Origin of the sequence: Roseiarcus sp., from assembly GCF_049514155.1 — a bacterium.
In the GTDB taxonomy this organism is placed as follows: domain Bacteria; phylum Pseudomonadota; class Alphaproteobacteria; order Rhizobiales; family Beijerinckiaceae; genus Roseiarcus.
The window spans coordinates 1-3960 of sequence record NZ_JBEKVH010000248.1; the positions used below are offsets into that span (position 1 = coordinate 1).

General features: G+C 66.3%; 5 protein-coding genes. All 5 read right to left on the reverse strand.

The window, feature by feature from the left end:
• The coding region (locus ABSF49_RS20815; protein ID WP_424114546.1) for a hypothetical protein at window positions 1–272 on the reverse strand (272 nt) is incomplete at its 3' end.
• Between the two features lie 391 nt (window positions 273–663).
• The gene (gene nikR / locus ABSF49_RS20820; protein ID WP_424114547.1) at window positions 664–1173 is read right to left on the reverse strand and encodes a nickel-responsive transcriptional regulator NikR; all 510 of its coding nucleotides are present in this window, start codon (window positions 1171–1173) and stop codon (window positions 664–666) included.
• A 76-nt stretch (window positions 1174–1249) separates the two neighbouring features.
• On the reverse strand, window positions 1250–2065 hold the full coding sequence (locus ABSF49_RS20825) for an energy-coupling factor ABC transporter ATP-binding protein (RefSeq protein WP_424114548.1): 816 nt from the start codon (window positions 2063–2065) through the stop codon (window positions 1250–1252).
• Window positions 2066–2090: 25 nt separating this feature from the next.
• Window positions 2091–2978 carry a cobalt ECF transporter T component CbiQ gene (cbiQ, locus tag ABSF49_RS20830; protein WP_424114549.1) on the reverse strand — a complete coding sequence of 296 codons (888 nt, stop codon included), beginning with the start codon at window positions 2976–2978 and terminating at the stop codon, window positions 2091–2093.
• Window position 2979: 1 nt separating this feature from the next.
• Window positions 2980–3960 (reverse strand): cobalt transporter CbiM (gene cbiM / locus ABSF49_RS20835; RefSeq protein ID WP_424114550.1); only part of this gene is annotated, 981 nt, incomplete at its 5' end.

Genomic DNA, 3960 nt, shown 5'->3' on the forward strand with positions numbered 1-3960 from the left:
TAGGGCAACCGGTCGGGCCCTTGGTCTTTCACGCTGTTTTCGTTCACTTCGAAAGCTTTGCCCTGAAGCTTCTGCTCGTTGCGCTTGTCGCCGGATCCTCGCCGCGGCGGTGCGGGCGAGCGGGCGGCCTCTTGGCCTCCCACGCTGTTTTCATTCACCTGGAAAGCTTTGCCCTGAAGCTTCTGCTGGTTGGGCTTGTCGCCGGAATGCTGCTGTGGTTGGCGGTCTTGATTTTGCTGAGCCTTATCGTTCACATCGGGTGCTTTCGCCATCGCATTTGTTCCCTTCGAACACTGTGTTGGACTTCGTGCAGCCTTGCAAGCAAAGCGGTCCTGGCGTCGACGCCAGAAGCCCGACCGAGTGGGGCGCCTAGACGCAATCGAAATACCGCTAAGATTTCTCCGACGGAAGAACCGGAATCTACTCAGATTCACCCGGAAATTTCGGAGCGATGCGAGGAGCGCGGAAATTTCAGAGCAGGCCAACTGTGCGAACGGCCGGTTCAGATCGGGCTGTCAGCGGTGGAACGGCGGCAACGGGCGCGTTCCCGGCGCTTGTGGCCGCATGCGCGACGGACTGTTTTCCGCCCGGCCCGACCTTCCCGGATGGGCGCCGCGCGTTGGTTGTGACCCTGGGAAGCGGCGGCGCGCCGGCGCCGGCGCCTCAGTCTTTCGGATGCGCGTGCAGATGCGCGTGCGGGTGGGCGTGCGGCGCGCCGTCGTGCGCGTGGGCGTGCGCGTGCGCCTCGTTCTCCACATCGACCGGGACGAAACTCACCTGGCCGTATTTGACGCTGCGCTCGGCGATCACCGTCTTGGAAAAGTCCCTGACCGCGTCGGCGGCGCCGCGCAGGACGGCCACTTCGAGACAATTGTCGTGGTCGAGATGAACATGCATCGTCGCGACCTGGAGATCGTGATGATCGTGATGCGCGTCGGTCAGCCGCTTCGCCAGTTCGCGGGTGTGGTGATTGAAGACGTAGGACAGCGTCGCGACGCATTGTCCCTTCGTGCTGTGGTCGATGCGCGCCTTTTCGAGGCCGAGGCGCGCCAGGTCGCGCAACGCCTCGGATCGATTGTCGTAATGGTAATCGTCCATGAAGGCGGCGAGTTCGGCGGCGAACTCGTCGGACATGCTGATGGTGACCCGCTCCATGCCCTCGGCCCTTCCCATTCAACCAACGTCGAAGCTACGACGTTTCGCGGGTCTTCTCAAACGCCGCCGCCAGGAGCAAGCCTCGGCTCTCGGGTCATTTCGAGCTGCGCGCCGCCTCGCCGCTGTGGCGATGATGATGCCGGTGATCGAGCGCGCCGCCATGGCGGTGATAATGCGCGTGGGCGATATGCGCGCTCGCGCACAAAGCCTCGTCGTCGAGGATTTCGCTCGTCGCACCCGACGCGACCAGCCGCCCCGATTGCAGCACGAAACAGCGATCGGCGATGTCCTCGACGATGTCGAGGTCGTGCGTCGCGGTGACCACCGTGCGGCCGGAGCCTTGGCATTTGACCAAATAGTCGATCAACTCGCTGGCGCTCTGCGGATCGAGCCCGGCGGTCGGTTCGTCGAGCAGCAGGACTTCCGGGTTGAGGATCAGCACCGACGCCAGCGCCACCCGCTTCTTCTCGCCGCCCGACAAGCGGTGCGGCGGACGGTGCTTGAGAGAAGCGATCGAAAATTCCGCCAGCGTGGCGTCGACGCGCTCGAGGATTTCGTCCTTGGACCAGCCGAGCTGCAACGGCCCGAACGCGAGTTCGTCGAACACGGTCGGACAGAAGAGCTGCACGTCGGGGTTCTGAAACACCAGGCCGACGCGGCGACGAAAGGCGAACGCGGCCGCGTCGTCCTGCAGCCGCGCTTCGGACAGGACTTCGCCGAAAGCCGAAACCGTTCCGCGATCGGCAAAATAAAGCCCGTCCAGCAGCCGGAGCATCGTCGATTTGCCCGAGCCGTTGGCGCCGAGCAGCGCGACGCGCTGCCCCTGTTCGATCGTCAGGCTGAGGCCCTGCAACGCCGGCGCGTCCGGATAGGCGTAATGAACGTCGACGACTTCGAACGCCGGGATCACGGGCGTCTCCAAGGGCAAGGGCCGGTCATGCCTGCAGCCACAGCGCGGCCGAAGCGACGGCGGCGAAGCCGGCCAGCGCCAGTCCGTCGATCGGCGTGGCGTGGAAATCGTCGATCAGGCGCACTTCGCCGCGGTAGCCGCGCGAAGCCATCGCCGATTGCACGTCGGTGCTGAGATGCAACGCCTTGTCGAGCAGCACGCCGGCGGTCGCCGTCGCCACCCGGCGGCGATCGCGCGGGCTCAATGGACCGACCATGCGGCTGCGCCGGGCCTCGAACATGCGCGACGCCGATTCGAGCAAGACGAAGATGTAACGATGCGTCATGCCGAGAATGGCGACCAGCACGATCGGCGCGCGAAAGACTCTCAGCGCTTTCAGAACATGCGGCCACGGCGTGGTGAGGATCAGCAGCAGCGCAAAGGTCGCCGCCGTTTCGGCGCGGCCGAGGAGGAAGGTCGCGCTTCTGACTCCCTGCAGCGTGACCGGCCATGACAGGACAGGCACGCGCGCGATGACCGTTCCGGGCACGAGAAACACGGCCGGCAGCGCGATCAGAACGGTGAAAGCGAGGACCTTCAGCCAGATTTGCTTGATGAGACGCGACAGCGTGACCTGCGACGGCAGCGCGAGCGCGACAGCGACGAGAAACAGACCGCCGAGAACCGCCAGCGATTTCACGAACACTGCGACGACGATCAAGCCCAGCAAACCCACGAGCTTGACCCGCGGATCGAGCCTTTGCAGCAGCCCGTCGCGCCGAGCGAGATCGTCGGCGTCGAGCGCATGGTCCATCGCATGCACAAGGCCGCCGGCGAGCCGGTCGAGAAAGGCGCCGCCGCGTTGGCGGCGCCCGTCGTAAGACGGCCCGCAGTCGCACACGCCCATTTTCGCGCTCGCTCTCGCGCCGGCCATTTCAGGCGCTCCGCTCTCGCGAGGGCGGGGCGCGCCCGAGGAGCCAGGAGAGAGCGACGAAGATCAGCACGATCAGGCCGGCGCCGATGATCGCCGACATGATGTAGCCGAAATTCGGATCGTGCATGAACGGCGGCGCATAATCCGGCATCGGCGCCGTCCAGATGCTCGCCAGCCGTTCCATGCCCGCCGGAACGTGCTCGGGCGGGGCGATATGGCCCGAGGCCTGGGCGATCTGCCGGCGAACCTCCGGATTCTGGAGGTCGTCCGTGCCCCACTCGCCCCAGGCCATGCCGGCGGCCAGCAGCCCGAGCGGGCAGGCGACCATCAACACGCCGAGCCCGGCCCACAGCGGCCGCGTTCCCCGCCATCCACCGGCGGCTGCGATGCGCGCGCGCTCCGATTCCTGGTCGTTCGCCGCCATCGCCGTGGTCTGCAGCAGGCTCGGATTGGCGCGCTGCAGATAGGCGACGATTCCGGCGGTGATGATCGCTTCCGCCGCGCCGGCGAGCGTCAGATGCGCGAGCATCATCGCCGGGACCGCCACGCTCAGCCGATAGGGCGCGTAGAGCGGCGCGCCGGTCGCGTCATGGAACAGCAGCGGCTGAATGCCGAATTCACAACCCGCGGCGAAGGCCGCCACATTGATCGCCACATATCCGGCGATTGCGCCGGCGACGATGCGGCGGGCGGAGGCGATCGGCGCGCGCCCGGCGATCGCCTGATAGACGAGGTAGGCGACGAGCGAGCCGATGATCGCCATGTTGAGGCAATTGACGCCGTAGGCGGTGATCCCGCCGTCGCCGAAGAACAGCGCCTGAATCATCAGCGCGATCGATATGGCGAGGATCGCCGCCCAGGGGCCGAGCACGATCGCGGCGACCCCCATGCCGACCGCGTGCGCCGTCGTGCCGCCGGGGATCGGCAGATTGAACATCATGACGACGAATGAGAAGGCGGAGACCGCCGCCAGCAGCGGCAC